General features: G+C 43.3%; 31 protein-coding genes. 23 read left to right on the forward strand and 8 right to left on the reverse strand.

Features of this window, described 5'->3' with window-relative positions; all coding sequences use genetic code 11:
• Positions 1-35 precede the first annotated feature (35 nt).
• Together ACX27_RS14730 and ACX27_RS32410 are read right to left on the reverse strand one after the other, a co-directional pair.
• Entirely contained in the window at positions 36-353 is a 318-nt protein-coding gene (locus ACX27_RS14730) for a hypothetical protein (RefSeq protein WP_144427465.1), read from the reverse strand.
• Positions 354-396: 43 nt separating this feature from the next.
• On the reverse strand, positions 397-534 hold the full coding sequence (locus ACX27_RS32410) for a hypothetical protein (RefSeq protein WP_158507384.1): 138 nt from the start codon (positions 532-534) through the stop codon (positions 397-399).
• A gap of 339 nt (positions 535-873) precedes the next feature.
• Here ACX27_RS32410 and ACX27_RS14735 point away from each other — a divergent pair, with 339 nt between their 5' ends.
• The gene (locus ACX27_RS14735) at positions 874-1,242 is read left to right on the forward strand and encodes a hypothetical protein (RefSeq protein ID WP_062291193.1); all 369 of its coding nucleotides are present in this window, start codon (positions 874-876) and stop codon (positions 1,240-1,242) included.
• Positions 1,243-1,357: 115 nt separating this feature from the next.
• Here ACX27_RS14735 and ACX27_RS14740 read toward each other — a convergent pair whose 3' ends face one another.
• Positions 1,358-1,681, reverse strand: coding sequence for a KGK domain-containing protein (locus tag ACX27_RS14740; RefSeq protein ID WP_062293783.1), 324 nt, complete (start codon positions 1,679-1,681; stop codon positions 1,358-1,360).
• Between the two features lie 528 nt (positions 1,682-2,209).
• On the opposite strand from ACX27_RS14740, the gene ACX27_RS32875 reads away from it, so the two are divergent.
• The 22 genes from ACX27_RS32875 (at position 2,210) to ACX27_RS14840 (ending at position 14,514) form a co-directional block, all read left to right on the forward strand.
• Positions 2,210-2,392 (forward strand): hypothetical protein, encoded by a 183-nt coding sequence (locus ACX27_RS32875; RefSeq protein WP_200929948.1) that lies wholly within the window; start codon positions 2,210-2,212, stop codon positions 2,390-2,392.
• A 72-nt stretch (positions 2,393-2,464) separates the two neighbouring features.
• The gene (locus ACX27_RS14750) at positions 2,465-2,716 is read left to right on the forward strand and encodes a hypothetical protein (RefSeq protein WP_062291185.1); all 252 of its coding nucleotides are present in this window, start codon (positions 2,465-2,467) and stop codon (positions 2,714-2,716) included.
• Positions 2,713-3,033 (forward strand): hypothetical protein, encoded by a 321-nt coding sequence (locus ACX27_RS31735; RefSeq protein ID WP_144427428.1) that lies wholly within the window; start codon positions 2,713-2,715, stop codon positions 3,031-3,033. The genes ACX27_RS14750 and ACX27_RS31735 overlap by 4 nt, the downstream gene beginning before the upstream one ends.
• 158 nt (positions 3,034-3,191) lie before the next feature.
• Positions 3,192-3,746, forward strand: a complete 555-nt coding sequence (locus ACX27_RS14755) for a DUF3854 domain-containing protein (protein WP_062293788.1) — start codon at positions 3,192-3,194, stop codon at positions 3,744-3,746.
• Positions 3,743-5,542, forward strand: coding sequence for a virulence-associated E family protein (locus ACX27_RS14760; RefSeq protein ID WP_062293791.1), 1,800 nt, complete (start codon positions 3,743-3,745; stop codon positions 5,540-5,542). Before ACX27_RS14755 ends, ACX27_RS14760 begins: the two co-directional genes overlap by 4 nt.
• A 46-nt stretch (positions 5,543-5,588) precedes the next feature.
• Positions 5,589-5,801 carry a hypothetical protein gene (locus ACX27_RS32415; protein ID WP_062293794.1) on the forward strand — a complete coding sequence of 71 codons (213 nt, stop codon included), beginning with the start codon at positions 5,589-5,591 and terminating at the stop codon, positions 5,799-5,801.
• Between the two features lie 332 nt (positions 5,802-6,133).
• A complete protein-coding gene (locus ACX27_RS14770) occupies positions 6,134-6,439 on the forward strand; it encodes a hypothetical protein (RefSeq protein WP_062291179.1) in 306 nt (101 codons plus the stop codon).
• 3 nt (positions 6,440-6,442) lie between these two features.
• Positions 6,443-6,613, forward strand: coding sequence for a hypothetical protein (locus tag ACX27_RS32420; protein WP_158507385.1), 171 nt, complete (start codon positions 6,443-6,445; stop codon positions 6,611-6,613).
• A gap of 108 nt (positions 6,614-6,721) precedes the next feature.
• Entirely contained in the window at positions 6,722-7,735 is a 1,014-nt protein-coding gene (locus ACX27_RS14780; RefSeq protein ID WP_235526641.1) for a hypothetical protein, read from the forward strand.
• A 13-nt stretch (positions 7,736-7,748) separates the two neighbouring features.
• Entirely contained in the window at positions 7,749-9,077 is a 1,329-nt protein-coding gene (locus ACX27_RS14785; protein ID WP_062293803.1) for a hypothetical protein, read from the forward strand.
• Positions 9,077-9,454, forward strand: coding sequence for a hypothetical protein (locus ACX27_RS33875; RefSeq protein WP_235526642.1), 378 nt, complete (start codon positions 9,077-9,079; stop codon positions 9,452-9,454). The genes ACX27_RS14785 and ACX27_RS33875 overlap by 1 nt, the downstream gene beginning before the upstream one ends.
• The gene (locus ACX27_RS33880) at positions 9,454-9,792 is read left to right on the forward strand and encodes a hypothetical protein (protein WP_235526643.1); all 339 of its coding nucleotides are present in this window, start codon (positions 9,454-9,456) and stop codon (positions 9,790-9,792) included. Before ACX27_RS33875 ends, ACX27_RS33880 begins: the two co-directional genes overlap by 1 nt.
• Before the next feature lie 268 nt (positions 9,793-10,060).
• The gene (locus tag ACX27_RS14795) at positions 10,061-10,564 is read left to right on the forward strand and encodes a hypothetical protein (protein ID WP_062293806.1); all 504 of its coding nucleotides are present in this window, start codon (positions 10,061-10,063) and stop codon (positions 10,562-10,564) included.
• Positions 10,565-10,766: 202 nt separating this feature from the next.
• Entirely contained in the window at positions 10,767-11,270 is a 504-nt protein-coding gene (locus tag ACX27_RS14800; RefSeq protein WP_062293809.1) for a hypothetical protein, read from the forward strand.
• On the forward strand, positions 11,267-11,611 hold the full coding sequence (locus tag ACX27_RS14805) for a hypothetical protein (protein ID WP_062293811.1): 345 nt from the start codon (positions 11,267-11,269) through the stop codon (positions 11,609-11,611). The genes ACX27_RS14800 and ACX27_RS14805 overlap by 4 nt, the downstream gene beginning before the upstream one ends.
• 2 nt (positions 11,612-11,613) lie before the next feature.
• Entirely contained in the window at positions 11,614-11,934 is a 321-nt protein-coding gene (locus ACX27_RS14810) for a hypothetical protein (protein ID WP_062293814.1), read from the forward strand.
• Complete coding sequence (locus tag ACX27_RS14815; protein WP_062291215.1) at positions 11,934-12,245, forward strand: hypothetical protein; 312 nt, start codon at positions 11,934-11,936, stop codon at positions 12,243-12,245. Before ACX27_RS14810 ends, ACX27_RS14815 begins: the two co-directional genes overlap by 1 nt.
• Positions 12,246-12,248: 3 nt before the next feature.
• Positions 12,249-12,767: a hypothetical protein gene (locus tag ACX27_RS14820; protein WP_062293817.1), complete on the forward strand. Its 519-nt coding sequence runs from the start codon at positions 12,249-12,251 to the stop codon at positions 12,765-12,767.
• 183 nt (positions 12,768-12,950) lie between these two features.
• The gene (locus ACX27_RS14825) at positions 12,951-13,241 is read left to right on the forward strand and encodes a hypothetical protein (protein ID WP_062291155.1); all 291 of its coding nucleotides are present in this window, start codon (positions 12,951-12,953) and stop codon (positions 13,239-13,241) included.
• The gene (locus tag ACX27_RS14830) at positions 13,219-13,665 is read left to right on the forward strand and encodes a hypothetical protein (RefSeq protein ID WP_062291152.1); all 447 of its coding nucleotides are present in this window, start codon (positions 13,219-13,221) and stop codon (positions 13,663-13,665) included. Before ACX27_RS14825 ends, ACX27_RS14830 begins: the two co-directional genes overlap by 23 nt.
• A gap of 193 nt (positions 13,666-13,858) precedes the next feature.
• Positions 13,859-14,068 carry a hypothetical protein gene (locus ACX27_RS14835; protein ID WP_062291149.1) on the forward strand — a complete coding sequence of 70 codons (210 nt, stop codon included), beginning with the start codon at positions 13,859-13,861 and terminating at the stop codon, positions 14,066-14,068.
• Between the two features lie 92 nt (positions 14,069-14,160).
• Positions 14,161-14,514: a hypothetical protein gene (locus tag ACX27_RS14840; protein ID WP_062291146.1), complete on the forward strand. Its 354-nt coding sequence runs from the start codon at positions 14,161-14,163 to the stop codon at positions 14,512-14,514.
• A gap of 200 nt (positions 14,515-14,714) precedes the next feature.
• Here ACX27_RS14840 and ACX27_RS14845 read toward each other — a convergent pair whose 3' ends face one another.
• From ACX27_RS14845 to ACX27_RS14860, 5 genes are all read right to left on the reverse strand, one after another.
• Positions 14,715-15,398, reverse strand: a complete 684-nt coding sequence (locus tag ACX27_RS14845; RefSeq protein ID WP_062293820.1) for a site-specific integrase — start codon at positions 15,396-15,398, stop codon at positions 14,715-14,717.
• 746 nt (positions 15,399-16,144) lie between these two features.
• The gene (locus ACX27_RS14850) at positions 16,145-16,687 is read right to left on the reverse strand and encodes a hypothetical protein (RefSeq protein ID WP_062291211.1); all 543 of its coding nucleotides are present in this window, start codon (positions 16,685-16,687) and stop codon (positions 16,145-16,147) included.
• A gap of 125 nt (positions 16,688-16,812) precedes the next feature.
• Complete coding sequence (locus ACX27_RS31740; RefSeq protein ID WP_144427431.1) at positions 16,813-17,022, reverse strand: hypothetical protein; 210 nt, start codon at positions 17,020-17,022, stop codon at positions 16,813-16,815.
• Positions 17,022-17,660: a hypothetical protein gene (locus ACX27_RS14855; RefSeq protein ID WP_062293824.1), complete on the reverse strand. Its 639-nt coding sequence runs from the start codon at positions 17,658-17,660 to the stop codon at positions 17,022-17,024. Before ACX27_RS14855 ends, ACX27_RS31740 begins: the two co-directional genes overlap by 1 nt.
• Complete coding sequence (locus ACX27_RS14860) at positions 17,647-17,937, reverse strand: hypothetical protein (protein ID WP_062293828.1); 291 nt, start codon at positions 17,935-17,937, stop codon at positions 17,647-17,649. Before ACX27_RS14860 ends, ACX27_RS14855 begins: the two co-directional genes overlap by 14 nt.
• Positions 17,938-17,965: the final 28 nt, after the last annotated feature.

The raw sequence follows: 17,965 nt of genomic DNA on the forward strand, positions 1-17,965 counted from the left end.
TTGGTTAATTGTTTGGGAATACTAGTGGTTGAGATTTACTTATCAAGTCCAAAAAGGTTGTTAGGTTGTCCGCCGGAATCCTTTGCTGTAAGGGTTTCGGCGTTTTTGTTGTCTTGTGGTGCTTGGTAAATGGTTACGCTGGAGCCGCGTATCAGCTTCCAAACTGCTTCTCCTGCACTTCCCCGTAACGCTAATTTGTCGCATTCGCCGTTGAAGTGAATGAATACGTTTGTCCCCATTTTTCCGACATAGTTGATGCTGTCTACGTTGAGAACGATTTCAAATTCAGATTCTTGAATGTGGACGAGAGTTGGTTTGCTCATGCTGTTAACTGTTGACTGTTGACTGTTCACTGTTTACCCCTAGCAGGTCTTTGCTATTCGCTCGGTTCTTGCCTTACCCATCGGTAAGGTTCGTTGTTTTCCCCCTTAGCTCGTCATTGCGACTCTTTGCATCAGAAATACTCATCCACTGCTCTGCTTCAACCTCTTCTGTTTCGGTGTTAACAAGTTCGTAAATTTGTCTGTCTTCCATTTGCTAGTGCTAGTTGACTGTTGACTGTTCACCCCTAGCAGGTCTTTCGTTGGCTCAGTGCTTGCAGGCCGCTATCTCTGCGATGGTTTGGGGTTTGGGTATCGGGTACAAAAAAAAGGTTTCACTCAGCGCGGGCAGGTCTTTCTGTGCCTCATTGGCGGTAGGCTGCTATCTCTACTGGTTTGTTTTGAGTGTTGCAATCCTCTGAACGTGATGGACTATGCTATTATTTATTGCACGTGCAAAGACAAGAGTCAAGCAGCTTTCTTGTAACGCACGTGCATCTACCGTTCTGTTACACGTGCAATAATTAAGGGGTCAACTATATGGCGATACCAAATGGGAGAAAACCACAACCAGTCAACGGTCAACAAAACAGTAAATGCCACTCTGAGGATGTCGGCGGACGATTGGGAGTTGCTGAGAGAGAAAGCCTCTCAACTGGGACTGACCCGAACACAATTTTTTTATTCAAATAGCGAGGGGACAGATAAAACTAGAACATGGACTACTCCTGGAGGACAAACAACTCCTGGGGGAATCCGGCGTAGGCTGAATGAACTACATAAAGCTTGTTTAATCCTTATCGAATCTCAGCAGAGACAACTAGAGTTCAGCCTACAAGAGAGCAAAAAACTTGCAGAAGAAATGCAAAATCTGCAAGCGGTTCTATCAGAAGTAAGTGAATCTTTTTCAGAGGAAGAATAAAGCCGTCTAACCGATTTCGCGGGTAGACGGCTTTATTTGTGGCGGTTGCGTTGGTGCGATCGCCAAGTAATCAAATTATGAGCATGGTTATATGTCTAAATTTGTCCGTAAATCATCAAGTGGGTGAGTTTGGGTCTTTCTGCGGGGGTAGTGCTGGTTCGTCAGGGATAAACTCTAACCGAAATCTGAATCTGCCTTTCATCCACCCTCCGCCACTCGCTCTCAAGACTTCGCACCTAAAACCTTCTTCCGTAAACCATTTGTGTTCAGGGGGAGGAAATCTGCCAGCCGTAGTCCAACTAATGATAGCCGTCATCAGCGAGTTCATCTTAACCATGTCTGACATGCCAAAACATAAACCCCCAGGAGCAGACACAACATCGTCATCGCTCAAGCCTGCCCTGTCTTCAGGGTAGCCAAGTCGATATTTTTTACTCATTAAATTTTCCTCGTTTGTTAGCTACACGGCGGATCAAGTTCGCAGCTTAGATCCGCCTTCCCTAATAATTCCCACTCCATGAAAGGCAATCACTTGTAGAGGCGCGAGCAAAGTAATCAAATTATTCTAGGTGTGCTTATGAATCACTCAAGTAGCTTTAAAAACAAATACGGATATCCCCTGATGCTCGCAATGGGGATACCCGTAGATGCTGGAAAGAGTTGCATCACCAACTCATTTTATGGAAATTCTAGCTTACTGGTTTATCAAAACAATTGTTATGTTACTGGTATTTATATGTATTGATTACTCACAAAATATAAGCACCAAAAACCTAAGCCCTCTACTGAGAAACAAGCCAGATATTCTCATACCTATCTCACCAATCCGAGAAATCGCCAACTACAAGCTCAACTTTTACAACTGCTACAAGGCGATGTCTCAACAGCCAAACAATTATTGTGGCAACAACGCCAATTCTTCCCAGGCAGGCATGACAACTGGTATCTGGCGAAAGTTATTTACAACGTGGAACACGGCATAGATGAACTCAGAGATTACGAAACTTATTCAAGACTTTTGGCGATGTTGCAGGGAGACAGTACTGCTGCTTCAAATCTAGTGAGCCAGCAGCAACAGATACATCCTGGTAAAACATATCACTGGTATCTCGAAAAAGTAATTTACGACTTGGAGCGTGATCGGCGTTGACCCTAACTCGAAGAAGTTTAGCGGCGGCTGACACATCCAAAGTCAGCCGCCATTTTTTTTTTGAACATGACCATGACACAAAACAAAGACCACCTACTAGAACTGTGCCGCCCCTTCCTCCTGGATTTATCCACGGCAATAATCGAGTCTCTCAAATTCCCCAATGAGCCACTTTACGAAACAGTCGAAAAGCTGGAAGGTAAAACCCGCCTTCAATTGAGAGACTACGACAATATCAGCGACCTCACCGAAATTGACAAAATCAGAGTCTTGAGTGCGATCGCCACCTGGATGGAACAATCCCAAAGACCCAACCAACCATGAACGAACCAATTAACTGCGATGTCCGCAAAGAATTAAACCGTTATGAAAAACTACTGCTATTCCTGCGCCTCTGGCAATACGCCGCCATGCACTCAAAACTGTTCTACGCCTGTGAACTTCGCCTAATTGACCCGCCAATCAAAATATCAACAGCCTCATGGGGATGCCCCACCGCCGCATTCGTAATTTGCTTGTCCTTCTGCTATCCCCGCCTAATGCTGAGATTCCCCTATCCCATCATCAAATCATTCATTGAGGAGGTTAATTCCAGAGGAGAAACTATCAGCTATTTAGACGTTGATAGCGTGTTGTTTTAGTTAATTTCCTTGTCCAAAAAAAAAACTCCAGTTTGGCGACTGGAGAATCAACAAAAAAAGGAATCTAAATATGAATAGAAACTTGTTTAGTTTCTCTTTCAGAGTAATTAATTGCTCTGAATTACTAACAATTATAGCATCAATCGGAGGGTAGAACAATGATTGCATCTACTCTTCAGAGTGTCAACTCATGTGCATCGCGACACTGGGATGAATGGAAATCAAGTGCTATTTCCGATGAAATAATAAATCTCAACTTTCGCACAATTGAAGATTCTAGCGAAATCGACAAAATACTAAATAGAAACAATAAAAGACGCTGGAAGCATTCAGAAGATTTAGTACCAGCATGGTGTGTAGCTGGTGTAGACCCCCTGACAGATGAACCGACACTACAAGGCGTTCAAGTTAAACCAGATAACCCACCTTTAGGTAAAGACGGTAAACCACAAAAGTATTTTGGTGCAAAAGATTTTGATACAGCACCACTGTTTTTAAACAATGGTTTAGCTGGGTATTGGAAATCAATAATTGATGACATTCTTAAATACGTACTCATTACAGAGGGTGCTAAAAAAGCAGCATCAGGGTTATCAATTGGTATTCCTACCATCAGTATTCCTGGTGTATCAACTTGCCGAAAAAAAGGAAGATTACATCCACTTTTAGAACTTTTTGGCTGTACTAGGAAGAACATTCTATTTAGCCTTTGATAACGAACGTACTTAAAAAGAAACAAGTACAGAATTCACTATTGGGTATGGCTAAAGAATTAGCCGCCAAAGGTAGCAAGGTCATGGTGATCATGTTGCCTGAAGGTGAAGCTAAAGGTATGGATGATTACATCGCCTTGCATGGTGAAGAAGCTTTCAAACAGTTGATTAAAGATGCGCTTACCTTTGAGGAATGGAAGGAACACATTGATTCTCTGGAATCAGAGGATGAGCCTTACAAGCGGAAATCCAAAGTAGCCCGAAACTTTCAGATAATTAATGACCGATGGGGTGAAAATCTGCGCTACAACACCTTAAAGAAAAGAGTTGAGCTACACGGCTCAGAACTCCCTGCTGATGATGTGCGATTAGCGGCGGCTCTCGAATTCGATGTTGATATGTCTACTTCAGATGTTCTCTCAATTGTTCGCACCATATCGAAAGCCAACGCTTATTCTCCCGTTGTTGATTACCTGGATGAAGTAGAAGCAAAATTTCCAGACATCAACCCATCATTTTTAAACAATCTGGCTGGGGAATACTTTGGCACTACCGACCCCATGCACACAACTTATTTCATCAAGTTTTTGGTTGCAGCTGTCGCCCGTGCCAGGAAGCCAGGGGAGAAGGTTGACTCTGTTTTTATGTTGGCATCTCAAAAGCAGGGATTATATAAGTCAACCTTCTTCAGAGTTCTGTTTGGGGATGATTGGTACAGCGACCAGTTAGGTGATGCCAGCGACAAGGATGAAAGACAGAAAATGCACCTTTACTGGTGTTTGGAGTGGGCAGAATTTGAAACCGTTTACAAGAAAAAGGACGTAGCAACCCTCAAAAATTTCATTACTGCATTAGAAGATGTTTTTCGAGCGCCTTATGACAGAGTACCCATAACTTATCCGCGTTCCTGCATATTTGTTGGCACTACAAATGAGCAAGAGATTCTCAATGACCCAACAGGTGACAGACGGTTTTGGGTTGTGCCAGTGAAGAAACGAATCGACGTGGTTCGAGTAATGCGGGACAAGGATAAAATCTGGGCTGCGGCCAATGCACTGTACAAATCTGGTTTTGAGTGGAAGCTAACTGATGAAGAAGAATCCCGGCGGGAGATACTCAACCGCGATTATCACAATATTGACCCGTGGTCGGAAGTTATCGAAACGCATATCACTGCTAACAATTTAAAATTCGTATCAACCGAAAGTCTTTACCGTCTACTGGATATTGAAGTGGCTCATCGCACCGGAGCCGAATCAAGACGAATCTCTAATATTATGCGCCGTCTGGGTTGGGGTCATAGTCGAGCCAAGATTGATGGCGTTTGGCGACGTGGTTGGGCTATTGAACAATCTGAAAATAAAAATTGTGATTTTTCTCAAAACGCGATTTTTGATGGATCACATGGATCAACCTCTGAAAGCCAGTCTATACAAGACACTCAAGTTGATCCATGTCTTTGTCATGACATGGATCGACATGGATCTAAGGGATCAAGTTTTCCACAAGTTCCAAATAATACAGAGCAAATGTTGATCCCGGAGATCCATCTTGATCCATGTCCAAAATCAGACATGGATCAGCTAGAACCCTCTCCCCACCTAGCTGATCCATGTGATCCATGTCAAAGTGCGATTTTGACAAAAACTCAAGATTTTTTTGATCACAATATCAAACCGACACAACCAGCTAATGAGTCAACTGGCGATCGCGCGGTTGAAACTCCCCCGCCAGCTAAGAAAAAATATTGGAGTTGGTCAGGTTTGGTGGTGGCTACCGTTCAATCAGAAAGTTGAGATAGCTGAAATCAACAACAGATCACGCAAAGCCACAGTTAAAAGCTTGAAAACTGGGCGAACTGCACCCGCCAAGTACACCGAACTTTACCTACTGCCTGATGAAAACTGGACATTAAATATTGGACATCTGGTTGATTACGCTGGTGAGATTTGTGTAATTGTTGGGCGTGACCAACAGAAGGGCTGGCAACTTGAGTCTAGTTCGGGGCTGTTCATGTATGCCAAGTCCAAACAACTTAAGAAGCCAGAGTTGTAGAGAATGCGATCGCCCTACTGGATACAACTTCAATGGGCGATCGCGCTATCAAGATAATGGCTAATACTAAAAATTCACACAATCTTAACAATCAGTGCAGATACGGGTGATTGTCACTCTGTTTATGGTTGCAACTTCCGGTTTTACACCTCTGGAGGGTTAATCCGGTATAAATTATCGTGTCCATTGCTGTACTTGTTCTGAAACGTAGGTACAGCAAGGTTTAGCCTGCGTGAAGATATGCGTGTTTTACATAAAACTGGAAGATTTACACAGTTTTAGTTACTGAATAAAACTGATTTATTAACTCTCAAAATTGGTGAGATAGTTTTATGTCAGTTATTAACATTGCCACTCAAATTCCTAGCCAAATCGACACTTTAGAAAAATTAGCTGTTTGGTGTGGTTTAGCTCTCGCCAATGTCAACCCCTCTTTAACCGCAATTGAGGGTGTAGGGTATACAGAACGAGTAAGCCAAGCCGGAATTTTTTACGTACAAGCTGACAACAAATACAGAGCATTAATCAGACATTCTATTCAGATGTCTCCAGATTATCTCGCTGGAGGTTCAAAGCTTTGGACTTACGCACAAGAACTAAGTAACACAGCAATTCCTACAATTTTTACTGGTAACTAATTCATGAGTGATGTTGCCGTCCCTTATCGCTCTCTTGACTGGGCGAATGCTGACTTGTACGACGGCATCAGCGCCCGTCCAAAAATCTTCAGTTCCCCTAGACATCCCTTTACAACTCAAGCCAAAACCAGAGGGTTCAACACCTGCTTACACCATTGGCGAGAAAAAATTTAATTCTGGAAGAACAAGCGGCAATGCGCGAATACTTTCGCCAGCAAAAAAGCCGCACAGGAAGCCAGAGAAGCCGAGATATTCAAGCGGGAACAAGCTCAACGAGACTTATTGAGGCAACGTCCCCCAACCGCCGAACCCTCTGAACCCAGAATTACAAATCGTAACCCAGCATGGGAACAGCCCACACCCACAACAAAATCGCCAACCCAAACACCGAGACCATCCAGCGCCAAACCACCACCGACACCAAATTCAAGTGCTGGCACACGCGGTTCGTCTGCATTTGAACCCACAATTACACCAGCACCAGTAACCTTTGCAGAACCTGTACCACCAATAGCACCGCCCAGAAGTAAACCCCCAGGTAATCCAACGCCAGCCGGAAGCGGACGGTTTGCCGGCCCTGCCATTGGTGCGGGAATAGATTTGGGAATGAGATTAGCTAGTGGACAGCCAGCTGGTCAAGCTGCCTTTGGTGCCGTGGGTAACTTCGCAGGTGCAGCTGCTGGGACTGCTATTGGTGCAGCCTTCGGGCCAGTCGGAATGTTTGTTGGTGGGATGATTGGTGGTTACGTTGGTGGCGCGATCGCAGATCAAATTTGGAATCACGCCTTCCCACCTCCAGCGACAGTAGCCCCGCAGCCATTCCAAGCACCGCCGCCATTTACAGGTGGTCAATCAGCAGTTCCTTACATTGTTCATTACAGTGCAATACCAGGTGATATTTACACCCAAAACAGAACTTCTAGTGTATTAGGGCCAGTAGAATCGGTTGAATTAGTCAGGATGAATGGCTTACCTTACGTCCAAATTGGCTGTCACGGCACAACCGAATTTGAAACTCCAACCCCTGGTATTTACTACGTTTTTGATGGGCCGTTGGGAAGCAGCGAAATCCTAACCTTAAGCAAACGTCTACGTAGAAAGACTAGACGGGCAACCAGACATCGGCGGAAATATCCCCTCATTCACACCAGCACCGCCACCGGAAAACAGACCTTATACAATTCCCAACGATGGCGACTACGCCCCACCCCGCGCTTACCCTGGTGCTGGCACAAATCCCGGCCCATCAAACTATGCCGCACCAGGCACAGCACCAGGTGGCACACCAAGAGGTGACGCAGTTGGCTGGATGCCACATGGCGGACTAGCACCAGGGCAGAACCCCAACCCCACCCAATCACCAGGAAACTTAGGCGGCGAACTTCCGGCAACAACTCCCAACAATGCCCCAGGTTCTTCACCAAACAGTATCCCCGGCTGGCAATCAGCACCAACCGGACAAGGGCAGGGCAATGTACAGCCGGTGCCTCTGGGGAGTACAGGCACTGCATCCTTTTCAATACCTTTCATTCCAGCAATTGGTAAAGCCAACCCAACACCAGATAAAAATAGCCCTGCACCAAAAAACCAAGACCCCACCAAGCCCAAAACACCAACTACGCCTAGTACTGGTGGATTGAGTAAAGAAGAAACACAAGCCGCAGTTTGTGAATTAACACAGCCAACATCTTGTTTAGGGAAACCATTAAATCGAATTGAAGATAAAGCAAATCAGAACAACAACAAGCTTGACCAAAATAACAATAAATTAGACCAACTTAATGCTTTATTAAACGGGTTGGATTTAGCTGGTATCGCTGCTTTAAATTCCAAGCTAGATGTCATGAATGCCAAACTTGGCCCACAGTTACCCAATGGCGGACTTGGCGGATTATTATCAAGAGTCTGGGACAAACTTAATAAAGTTGCCGATTGGTTGAAACTTGACAGAATCTTAAACATTTTGATTTGGTGGCAGACTCTACATAATGCCTATATGTTGTCTAATAACTTGGCACAGACTTTATTCAGTGCAATCTCCAATGTATTAGCAGCAATAGGAATAAAAGATGCAGAAGGCAATCCAATAGACGTTAATGCAGTATTTGGTGGTGCTATTGATGAATTAGCCAAAGCACTCATAGGCGTTGAAACTTGGCAAGGCATGAAAGCTGAGTGGAAGAAGTGGAATAGGATTTATCAAGCTGCTGCTAATATTTTAAATGCCGTTCAATCAATTGGTTATTCAATATTAAGCGCATTAGAAGTAGTTGGTAGTTGGGTAGCATCTATAGGGAATGCTCTCAGAAAATGGGGGGAAGTTGGAGAACGTGCTTATCGATGGATGAACCCTACTCCCAACTTTCAAAATAAATTCTTTACTACCTTAGAGAATGTTGAAAATGTGGTCAGTCAAGTTGATACAGTCGCCAGTGAAGTGTTAAGCGTTCAAGAAAACATTAACCAAATTGGCGAACAAAAAGAACAATTCACAAAAGCTTTAGGAGAGGAAAGCGGCAGTAAGCAAGGAACTGAGTCACCAGAAGCGACACAGGTTAAGGCTGCATTTGATATTTCTAAACTAGTCAGTGCTACAGGATTAGCAATAACAGATGAGGACAAGGAGGCAGACGAATAATGCCCTTACCCGAAGGTTTTAGCGAATGGGAGAACTTGCAAGATTTAGTCAGGCTTGAACACAATAAATCTGTTCGAGCCTACTTCAAAAATCAACCAGACGAGGATGTTTCTACACCAAAACGTAGATTAAAACATACCTGCATCATGAAGGACGACGACACCGCAACAATGACTTTAATGCGAATGTGGTTGTTTGAAATTACTTGCGGTCATGCTCAATCATTACAGCGCCCGGTCTATGGTATTCCTTGGCAAGAATTTCAATTTGACCGTACTTTTAAACCGCAAATAAAACTTTATTTTTTAGAACCTTATAATTTCTCTACACATGGGATGGTACGCCACAATCAGAAGGCGAAATTACTTTTAGATTGATGAACGAATCTAGCGAAACCATTACTAGAAGTGATGCCGAAAGATTAGCTAGAGAAATCAAAACTGTTTTTGCTACTCCGCCTTTTACTTGGAATAAAGGCAAATTCAAATGTACCTACACAGATAAAGAACGCGGTTACGAATTGAAATTATTAGTAACAAGTAAAGCTGAAGGGGAACGAATCATCAAAGCTGTACTTTCTATTCAAAATCACCCGTTTGACCGTGATTATCTGCAATACATTGACAACGACCGAGTTATTCATCAACTCCCGGTACACATCGAGTTTATGGGCGTACTGTCAAAAAATTTGTTCGCAGGCGAACAGCAGACGTAAAATTTCGCTTTGCACAATTACTAATTTGGGGACAACAAAACCCTGTAAATTTAGTTTCTGTTTCCGGCACTCGCCTGAGAAGCGTTATTGAACGGACGTAAGTGTAGATTTTGGAAATTGTGCCAAAAATTTAACAGACAACCAAATGTTATCCGCCTGGAAATCATGACCCGCAAACCCTGCTATGACTGGAGTGTAGATAAATACAAGTCATAACCAAACACTGATATGGGCAGACGTAAAAGCGCCAAAGAACTAGAGAAACAAATTGCAATACGCCAAGGCGCGTGAAGCATATAATCCACCTTTGAGAGAAGATGGTGCAGCTACGCGCAGACAACCCAAGGTAGCTGTTAAGTATGCTGTTCTTTCACCATTAGCTGAAGCTGATGCAGCATTTACAATTCAAGCATCACAAAAGGGGCTTAATTTCTTCGGAGACCTCGCAGCATTAGGTCTAGCCGAATCCGATACAGACCCCTCAGCGCCGAGAGGATTTAAGCCAGCCACGATTCATGCAATGATCGCTGACTCTTCTCCCGCAGTCATTCGCGCTCAAGGCAGTAATCGTCCTTATGTTCGTTACGGTGCAGGTACTAGAGGTGGTGGTACTCAATACAATTTCACCGCACCAATCACGGCGGATACTCCTACAAACTTGAAAACCAAGGTAACTAGCATAATTGCCGCCAAAAAAGGATCTGTTGGTGGTGGATATGGTCGGATCTGGTTTGAACCAGAAGATTATCCCTACGCAGCTAGTGGAGTATAATGCCTAACTTGTCTACTCCAGTTCTTTGGTATCCAGGACAGACAGAGGTTGATTTACAAGAGGAAATTGACCTGATGCTGGTTCGTACTAAGTGGACTAAGTTCGTTTTTAAAAGGTGAAATTCAAGCTGATACCTTCCTAGATTTTCTGAATGAACAAGGCTATGACGTGTTCGACCTAGCCGACGATTGGGGTCTAGGGGATGGTATTACAAGTTGATTTAAAAGCCGTCGGAGCTTGGGAACTCACTTATTACCAAAAGCACACGGGCAATTTAAATAACCGCCGAATCAAAGCGCCAATTATTGACCCGATTGAACTGCCCTACCTGACGGATAAACATCTATTCCTGGTTGGAGCAACCTCCAGCAAAGCCAAACCAAGCTGGGTGAGAGCAGGATACTTTTACCAGCAAATTGACGGCATCCAAATCAACGACGCGATCATCTTTGATGGATTAGGGGCAGTTCCCAGCACTGAGGTAGACTACAGCCGCAGGATGATCAAGCTCAACGCCATTGAGCTTGTTCAATTCCCCAAAATTTCAGATACATTCCGCCTACGATTTGAGGCACTACCCTGGATTGAAGAACTCACCCTTGGCGTTTGGGAGTACGTAGGAACAGAAACCGACTCTACAGAAGAATTAATTCAGGCTGTGAGAGCCAAATTAGAAACAATTGAATTCAAAATCGATAATCTATGACTTCATTAAGCTATTCAGCATTGGCTGAAAAATTGCCCAATGGTGCAATTGAATTTGTTGGGAATAATCAAGTAAAACTCAATTTGAGTCTAGCTACAGAATCAGGCTCGACTCTAACATTAGATACCTCTTGTGTTAAGGGTATTGTCAAGTTAATGCAAGCGTTATCAGAGTTGACCGACCAAGTAAATGAAGAAAGAGTCAACGATAACCTGGCACCAATTCAGTTCGCCTCTATGCAACTTACTGGCACACCTGAATCACCAGAATATGAATTTACTGTGCGGGTGAAGGTGGATACAGCTTTGTTTATTGATAATCTTGATGATCCAACTGACTAATTATGCTCAACAACTCTAGCAATACGGTTGAGGTTATCCGATTTAATAATTGTACCCACGGGGAAAAAACATTTACCAAAAATGTCGGAGATGAGGTTTTAAACGAGAATAGCAATCGTCAATATGCGGTCTTTGTTAATAATTCACTTTACGATATCACCTTGATATTAGGTGATAAATCTAAAGGGACTGTTGGTAAAGGCATCATTTTAAAACCCCGTGGTGGTAGCTACGAAATTAATCAAACCAATCTCTATGTCGGCAAGGTTTCAGCTATATCTGCTAATAATTGCAAGCTTTCTTTTGTGGAGTGTGTTGAATAATGGCTTTATACAATCCAGCAAGCGTTACTGTAGTTGAATCAACTAGTAGCACTTCTACTCCTTCAACCGTTGCCGCTTCTACAAATAGTCAAACCATCGCCGCCGCCAATTCCAATAGAAAAGGGTTAACTATTTGGAATAACTCAACAGCCACTTTGTATATTGACTTTGATTCGGCTGCTACTACCTCAGAAGCGGCAGTTCCAATTGCTGCTGGCGGATATTTTGAAATGCCATTTAATTACACTGGTGTAATTAGTGGTATTTGGAGTGCTGCAAATGGGAATGCTCTAGTAAGAGAATTGACCTAAAAAATGCCTTTAACTATTCCGCCTAGCACCTATGCCAGCCAAATAACTTTTAATCCAACTACTAACATTACCGCAAATACTGTACAAAATGCCATTGTTCAACTTTATGATTTAATGGCACATTTATCAGGTGATGAATCGATTGGAGGATTAAAAAGATTTACTGATACCACCCAAGCGACAAACACAACAACAGGCACTCGATTTGATGGTGGCGTTGGTATTGCTAAAAATCTCCATGTCGGCGGTAATTTAGTAGCTGATAATTTACCAAAAGCATCAGCGATTAGAACCAGTAGCACCTCAAGCCTTAGCACTAGTGCTGTAAATAAAATTGTTTTCAATTCAGAAGAAGTAGACAATCAAAACATTCATAATATATCTACTGGTAATTCTGTTATCCCTTCTGAATACGCTGGTGATTACTGTTTAGAAACTTACATTTCTGGAACTTTCACAACAGATGGGACGGCTACAACTAGGCTAAGACTTTCTGTTTATAAGAACGGCTCTTTTTTTTAAAGATATAGCCAGAACCACAATACAGCCCACCTCTGGCGCTTTTACTTTAGCCGTTCATGGCTCCGTAACTCTATTTAATCTTGCAGCCAACGACACAATAGATATTCGTACTACAACAGCTACAAATAATGGGGCTACTTTTACGATTGATTCTGGTAGTTGGTTTTCGCTCTATAAAAAGCCATGACAATTCAAACCATAGAAATACAAAAAATCCCCCGAATCTGGCGCATTCAAGGCGACATTACAGAAGGCGATTTAAACACACTTGTTTTAGAAATATTTTGGCGAATTGATTGGGTGACACTAGAAGGCACAACTATTAATAATGAGTCGGGAGGAATGATTAAATTCACCACTACTTCAGAATTATTATTAAACTTCTCAACTATTGCTGAGGCTATTTACGCTCAAATAAACTCGCCAGAGATTCCACTAATAAATAATCCCGATGAAACTAGTAATAGCAGTTAATCCTGCCGCACCTCAGCCGCAGGGCATGAACGTCACTTTAGAATCAACTAGTATTTTTCTAGGGATAACTGTAAGCGTTGTGATGTTGGTAGGCACAGCCGTTAAAGTCGTTTCTAAATTTAATTCGATTACTAATCAGGTTCGAGATTTGAGAGAAGATTTAAACTCTCACTCTCAGGCGTTGGATCAAACCAAACTTTTAAGTGAGAAAATTTTCACGATTGAGAAAAGGTTTGAAATCCACTTACAGGATTATGTCAACTACAAGGATGCGACCCTTTTGGCTATTAACGGTAACAAAGAAAGAATCGACCATAAAGCCGAGAGGGCTGAGGACTACTTTAAAGAGTTGAAATTTGAAATTAAGGATCTTCAGGGATTCTTGCAAAAGCACCAGAATTTTAGAATCCGCAATGACCAGTGATACCCTCTGGGGATTCAGGGTAACTGAAAAATTAGGTTAATCAGACCAAAGTAAAACGCAAAGCCTAAACACAACATCCCTGCTAACTGTAGTCGTCCCCAAGGATAACCATACAAGTCATCGTAATAGGTTATAAACGTTGAGGGTAAAGACTCCCAGTATTTTAAAAATTCCTGAATTTTCTCTAACATATATGACTCAACACACATTAGAGCAGTATTTTAACCTTCACCAAGGTAAAGCTATTGATTTTTCACTGAGGGCAGAACATCGAGATGGCGGTTGGTTGTTCTACATTCATCCTCAAGGTGTTAACGGCGAAACCTGGGATTTTAGAGTCAACGGGAACCAGTTAACAAATATTGTTCCTGGAGAAGAGCAAGAACGCGATCGCAGTGAGTAACTCTCTGGGGATTCACTCTAGTCAGAAGTTTAGCGATAAAGCACTCATGAATACCCTACAATATGCTTGTTACACGGCAATGTAGGGTTTTTATGTCTGAACACGGCGGACGCAGAACAACCACTTGGGAGATAAGTAGCAGTTGGAAGCACGGCAAAACTAAAACCGTCAGAATCCCGATCGCACTTGAAGCACAAATCATGGATTACGCTCGGCGCTTAGACGCTGGAGATAGCTTGTTACACGGCAACTCAGCCGATGAGCGAGAGGTTATATTAAGCGCGATCGCCCGATATATTGGCTACAAAAATACTCACTACCACGCCAATCAGCACAGCAAGACACTCGACATCAGCACCAGGGCTTGGGATGAACTGCGGAGGTTTCGGGGGATGGTCGCTCAAGAACCGGAGAAACTGGGAATTAAAATAAACAAGACGACTTAAAAGCAAGGGTTTTGAGGCGGGATATTCTCTTGATTTAGTCACGTTTTAGTCAAACGCAAGTATCGAAAATTCTCAAAGCAGTGGGTGACGAGGGATTTGAACCCGCAACCAATAGATTAAGAGACAGGATTGGTATACTTTTATAGCACAAAAAGCCAGCAAGGGTCTTGCTGGTTATTTTTTTGTAAACAATCATGAACTTATATTTTTGGTGGCTTTGGTCTATCGGTTTTACTCAAGGCCAACTCAAACGCCCGTTGGTGGTGCTTCGCCTGTATCCAGGTGTGGTAAAGGTTGCTGTGTACAGCTAGGCTATGCCCCATCTGTTGCGCTGCCAGAGAAATATCAATGCCATACTCAAGCGTTCTGACTGCCCAGCAATGGCGCAAATCATAGACCTTAAAGGGAATGCCGTCGTTTCGTCTCAGTCTCTGGCTGACGGTTGCGCCGATGTCTGAGTTGGCGCGATCGCAGTTGATGTTAGGAATTTTGACATTCTGCAATCCGAACTGGTCAAACCATTCTGGGTGAAAAGGCCAAATGTTTCGATAACCAGTTTTACCTTGAAGTACACTTAACACCTGATTTCCGGCTCTCAACGCCTTTAGGTCAAGGAAGAACACCTCATGATTCCTCAACCCATAAGTCGCCAAAATGCCATAAACCCATTGCCACCTAACGTCCTGAATTTTGTAATACCACTCAACTATTAATTCGTCATTTGGTAAATCTCTCGGTTGTCTGCTTTTGGGGCTGTAATTACCTGCGTACGGGCTGGGGTCAAAATCGATTCCGGCAAATTTAGCTAATGCCCCCAGGGTTTGACAGAATCTTTTACGGGTTCTTGTGTCCGGTTGAGTTGATAAGATGACCTGTTTCAACATTTCAGCCGTTAGCTGACTGCTGGAATCTAGTATTTTGAAAACTGAGGCATATTCAATCTTCCATGTTGATTGTGATTTGAAATTTTCGGAACGGCGTTAGAAAATAATCTTTTTTAAAGTCTTCAATTAATTGACCAATGTTTTGATTTGCACCAACGGAAAAGGCTGTGTGATCAGCCCAATCAAATGTTCTAGTAGCTAGTCGAACTCTTAGTATTTTGGCTTCTTTTTCGGCGATTTTAACTCCATCTGCATTGGCAGGGGCAATGCTTATTCTTTGTTGATGCCAGCCAGTTTTACCAGAGTTTGGTTTGGGTGGAAGTGTTGCCCGTAGATGAATCTGTCCCCCCTAGCTGTTCAATGGTAATACCATAATTGTTGGCTCTCAGCCGTCCGTTAGCTTCCCCTGATTCGTTTTATCAATGTCCATGATTATGGCAAAATCCAATACGGAATTCTATCTTCATCAAAGTCTGCAATTAATTCGTTGATTGCTTCCAGGCGCTCATTACTTGATTTCAAACACTCCTCGCACTCGCATCTATTGAAATCACCAATTAATAAATCGAACCAATCATAGTAACCTTGTAAAACTGTCGATTTTTCTTCACATCATTTCGGGTGGAAACAAGGTGGATTTATTTAAATGCTGAATACGAGGGTCTTTAAAGTTCCAAATAAATTTTTCGCGTGGAACATAAACAGCTTCGATACCAAAAGTTATGTCAGGAAACTCATCGTTGCTATTATTCATAGTCGTAGTCCCTGGTAACCTCAAAATCACTAGGCCAATAGATGACCCAATCTGTGTAAAATCCATCAGCTTCGATGTACTCAGTCCAACAACTATCATGAGGCCAGCCATCTACTGGCACGGGTGGAATGAATGCTTCCCAGTGTGGAGGTGCGTAAATAACCCCTTTAGAAATCCAAGGGGTAGAAAATGTCACTGTATTGTCAAGCAGCAATTCTTGAGTTACTTCTAGTCCCCCATCAGGGTGTGCTTTGTAAGGCAGAGCGATAGCTCTCCACCACCCCGCAAGCCAAAGCTCGTCTCTGATGCTGTTAACCCAATCGTTGTGGCGGTCTACAAATGTCTCCTCCCATTCATTCTCTGCTTCTTGATAGCCGGGCAATTGCACTACAAAACCGCATTCTTTTCTCCATTTGGGATTGATGAAATACCAATCAAAAAATGGCAGCGGCCACGGACGGGCTAATGATTCGCAGTAGTAGCGACAGCCCTCCTCGAAGTTTTCACAAATTAAACCAATTGGGCATTCACTCATCTCTACTTAATTTGTTTGGGCTAAACTGTGGGCGTAAAACTTTCACCAGTGCGATCGCGATTCTGTAGCATCAAAACGCGATCATTTCGCACTTTTTGGCATCCCCGAAATTTTGTCTACAATCGCTACAGTGCTTTTCTGGTGGGGATTTCAGCGTCTACAGCCGATTTTTCGGGGCTGAAAAATTGTAGAGGCTGTAGACGAATTTTTGACCTACACCTAATGAACTGTTGGCTGGGTACTGGCATAGTCGCAGTATTGGTGAATTGCACAGTAAATTGGTTGAAATGCGGTGTAGATAAAGTGTTGACGAACTGTAGACAAGGTGTAGACATTACTGTGACCACCTCCAGCCCAACCTGTCACCATCACCAACCACTTCACCGATGAGCCGATCTGCTAGGGATGCAAACAAAATTCTGATGTCATCTGGCGGCATCTTTTTAAAAGGGGGGCTGGCTTGCTGAAGTATTCGCGCTTTTAAAACTACTCCTGGATTGGTTTGTCCCCAATTCACAATAATTTGCTCATATTCATTGAGGGAAGACATTAGTGATTGCACCTCATCAACACTCCCGCCGGAGATTTGCGCCACTGCACCACTGCCCATACTCCAGTTGCTCAAATCCAGTTCGCAAGGGACATCATCGACCATGAACCGCTTTTTACCACCAGCTTTCAACCACTGCTCAAGTTGTGGATTTTTGAGAACTGTTCGGGCATAGTCACGGGCGAACTGTCCCAAACGCACCAGACAGCAGCAGCTGTACAAGGTTTCCTTGTCCCCTTGCAAGCCATAGTTTTCGGCGGTGTCATTCTGGGCGATCGCCAAAACGAACTGCTTATAACGCCGTCCCCGCTTGAGGTGTTTCTTAAACCATCGGGCTGCATTGTCGCATTCATCTACTAACAGCGGAAATTCCTCAGCAATGAGAAAGCGATCGCGCCCAATAATCGCGTTATCTCCCCCCATCACCACGCAACTCTACTAATTCTTCTAAGGTGGTTAAGTCGTTGCCCATTGCGGTATCAATGGCTTTAAAATTCCCCTTCCGCCCAATGACATCTTTTTGATCTAGCCAACTCCAATCATCCGGTTTGGCATCAGAATCATAAACTACGACCCTGCCACCGATTTTGGAGGACAGGTACTGGGTGAAAGTTGACTTGCCATCACCAGTACCCCCGACTAAGGCAACGTGTTTTTGTTTTTTCTGGATGTATTCCACTGGATCTGTAATCAGGTTCATTCACTAAGCTCAGAGGTTCATTAGTCAA

It is taken from the genome of Nostoc piscinale CENA21 (assembly GCF_001298445.1).
Lineage (GTDB): Bacteria > Cyanobacteriota > Cyanobacteriia > Cyanobacteriales > Nostocaceae > Nostoc_B > Nostoc_B piscinale_A.

Excerpts from the sequence above, each read along its gene's own strand:
- ACX27_RS14815 (WP_062291215.1), top strand. The coding sequence starts at position 11,934 with ATGGCTTTATACAATCCAGCAAGCGTTACTGTAGTTGAATCAACTAGT.
- ACX27_RS31740 (WP_144427431.1), bottom strand. The coding sequence starts at position 17,022 with ATGTCTACACCTTGTCTACAGTTCGTCAACACTTTATCTACACCGCAT.
- ACX27_RS33880 (WP_235526643.1), top strand. The coding sequence starts at position 9,454 with ATGAACGAATCTAGCGAAACCATTACTAGAAGTGATGCCGAAAGATTA.
- ACX27_RS14850 (WP_062291211.1), bottom strand. The coding sequence starts at position 16,687 with ATGAGTGAATGCCCAATTGGTTTAATTTGTGAAAACTTCGAGGAGGGC.
- ACX27_RS14860 (WP_062293828.1), bottom strand. The coding sequence starts at position 17,937 with ATGAACCTGATTACAGATCCAGTGGAATACATCCAGAAAAAACAAAAA.
- ACX27_RS14840 (WP_062291146.1), top strand. The coding sequence starts at position 14,161 with ATGTCTGAACACGGCGGACGCAGAACAACCACTTGGGAGATAAGTAGC.
- ACX27_RS14755 (WP_062293788.1), top strand. The coding sequence starts at position 3,192 with ATGATTGCATCTACTCTTCAGAGTGTCAACTCATGTGCATCGCGACAC.
- ACX27_RS14805 (WP_062293811.1), top strand. The coding sequence starts at position 11,267 with ATGACTTCATTAAGCTATTCAGCATTGGCTGAAAAATTGCCCAATGGT.
- ACX27_RS14740 (WP_062293783.1), bottom strand. The coding sequence starts at position 1,681 with ATGAGTAAAAAATATCGACTTGGCTACCCTGAAGACAGGGCAGGCTTG.
- ACX27_RS14830 (WP_062291152.1), top strand. The coding sequence starts at position 13,219 with ATGAAACTAGTAATAGCAGTTAATCCTGCCGCACCTCAGCCGCAGGGC.
- ACX27_RS14770 (WP_062291179.1), top strand. The coding sequence starts at position 6,134 with ATGTCAGTTATTAACATTGCCACTCAAATTCCTAGCCAAATCGACACT.
- ACX27_RS14750 (WP_062291185.1), top strand. The coding sequence starts at position 2,465 with ATGACACAAAACAAAGACCACCTACTAGAACTGTGCCGCCCCTTCCTC.
- ACX27_RS31735 (WP_144427428.1), top strand. The coding sequence starts at position 2,713 with ATGAACGAACCAATTAACTGCGATGTCCGCAAAGAATTAAACCGTTAT.
- ACX27_RS14825 (WP_062291155.1), top strand. The coding sequence starts at position 12,951 with ATGACAATTCAAACCATAGAAATACAAAAAATCCCCCGAATCTGGCGC.
- ACX27_RS14835 (WP_062291149.1), top strand. The coding sequence starts at position 13,859 with ATGACTCAACACACATTAGAGCAGTATTTTAACCTTCACCAAGGTAAA.
- ACX27_RS14855 (WP_062293824.1), bottom strand. The coding sequence starts at position 17,660 with ATGGGGGGAGATAACGCGATTATTGGGCGCGATCGCTTTCTCATTGCT.
- ACX27_RS32420 (WP_158507385.1), top strand. The coding sequence starts at position 6,443 with ATGAGTGATGTTGCCGTCCCTTATCGCTCTCTTGACTGGGCGAATGCT.
- ACX27_RS32410 (WP_158507384.1), bottom strand. The coding sequence starts at position 534 with ATGGAAGACAGACAAATTTACGAACTTGTTAACACCGAAACAGAAGAG.
- ACX27_RS14800 (WP_062293809.1), top strand. The coding sequence starts at position 10,767 with ATGGTATTACAAGTTGATTTAAAAGCCGTCGGAGCTTGGGAACTCACT.
- ACX27_RS14735 (WP_062291193.1), top strand. The coding sequence starts at position 874 with ATGGGAGAAAACCACAACCAGTCAACGGTCAACAAAACAGTAAATGCC.
- ACX27_RS14845 (WP_062293820.1), bottom strand. The coding sequence starts at position 15,398 with ATGTTGAAACAGGTCATCTTATCAACTCAACCGGACACAAGAACCCGT.
- ACX27_RS14785 (WP_062293803.1), top strand. The coding sequence starts at position 7,749 with ATGCCACATGGCGGACTAGCACCAGGGCAGAACCCCAACCCCACCCAA.
- ACX27_RS14810 (WP_062293814.1), top strand. The coding sequence starts at position 11,614 with ATGCTCAACAACTCTAGCAATACGGTTGAGGTTATCCGATTTAATAAT.
- ACX27_RS14820 (WP_062293817.1), top strand. The coding sequence starts at position 12,249 with ATGCCTTTAACTATTCCGCCTAGCACCTATGCCAGCCAAATAACTTTT.
- ACX27_RS33875 (WP_235526642.1), top strand. The coding sequence starts at position 9,077 with ATGCCCTTACCCGAAGGTTTTAGCGAATGGGAGAACTTGCAAGATTTA.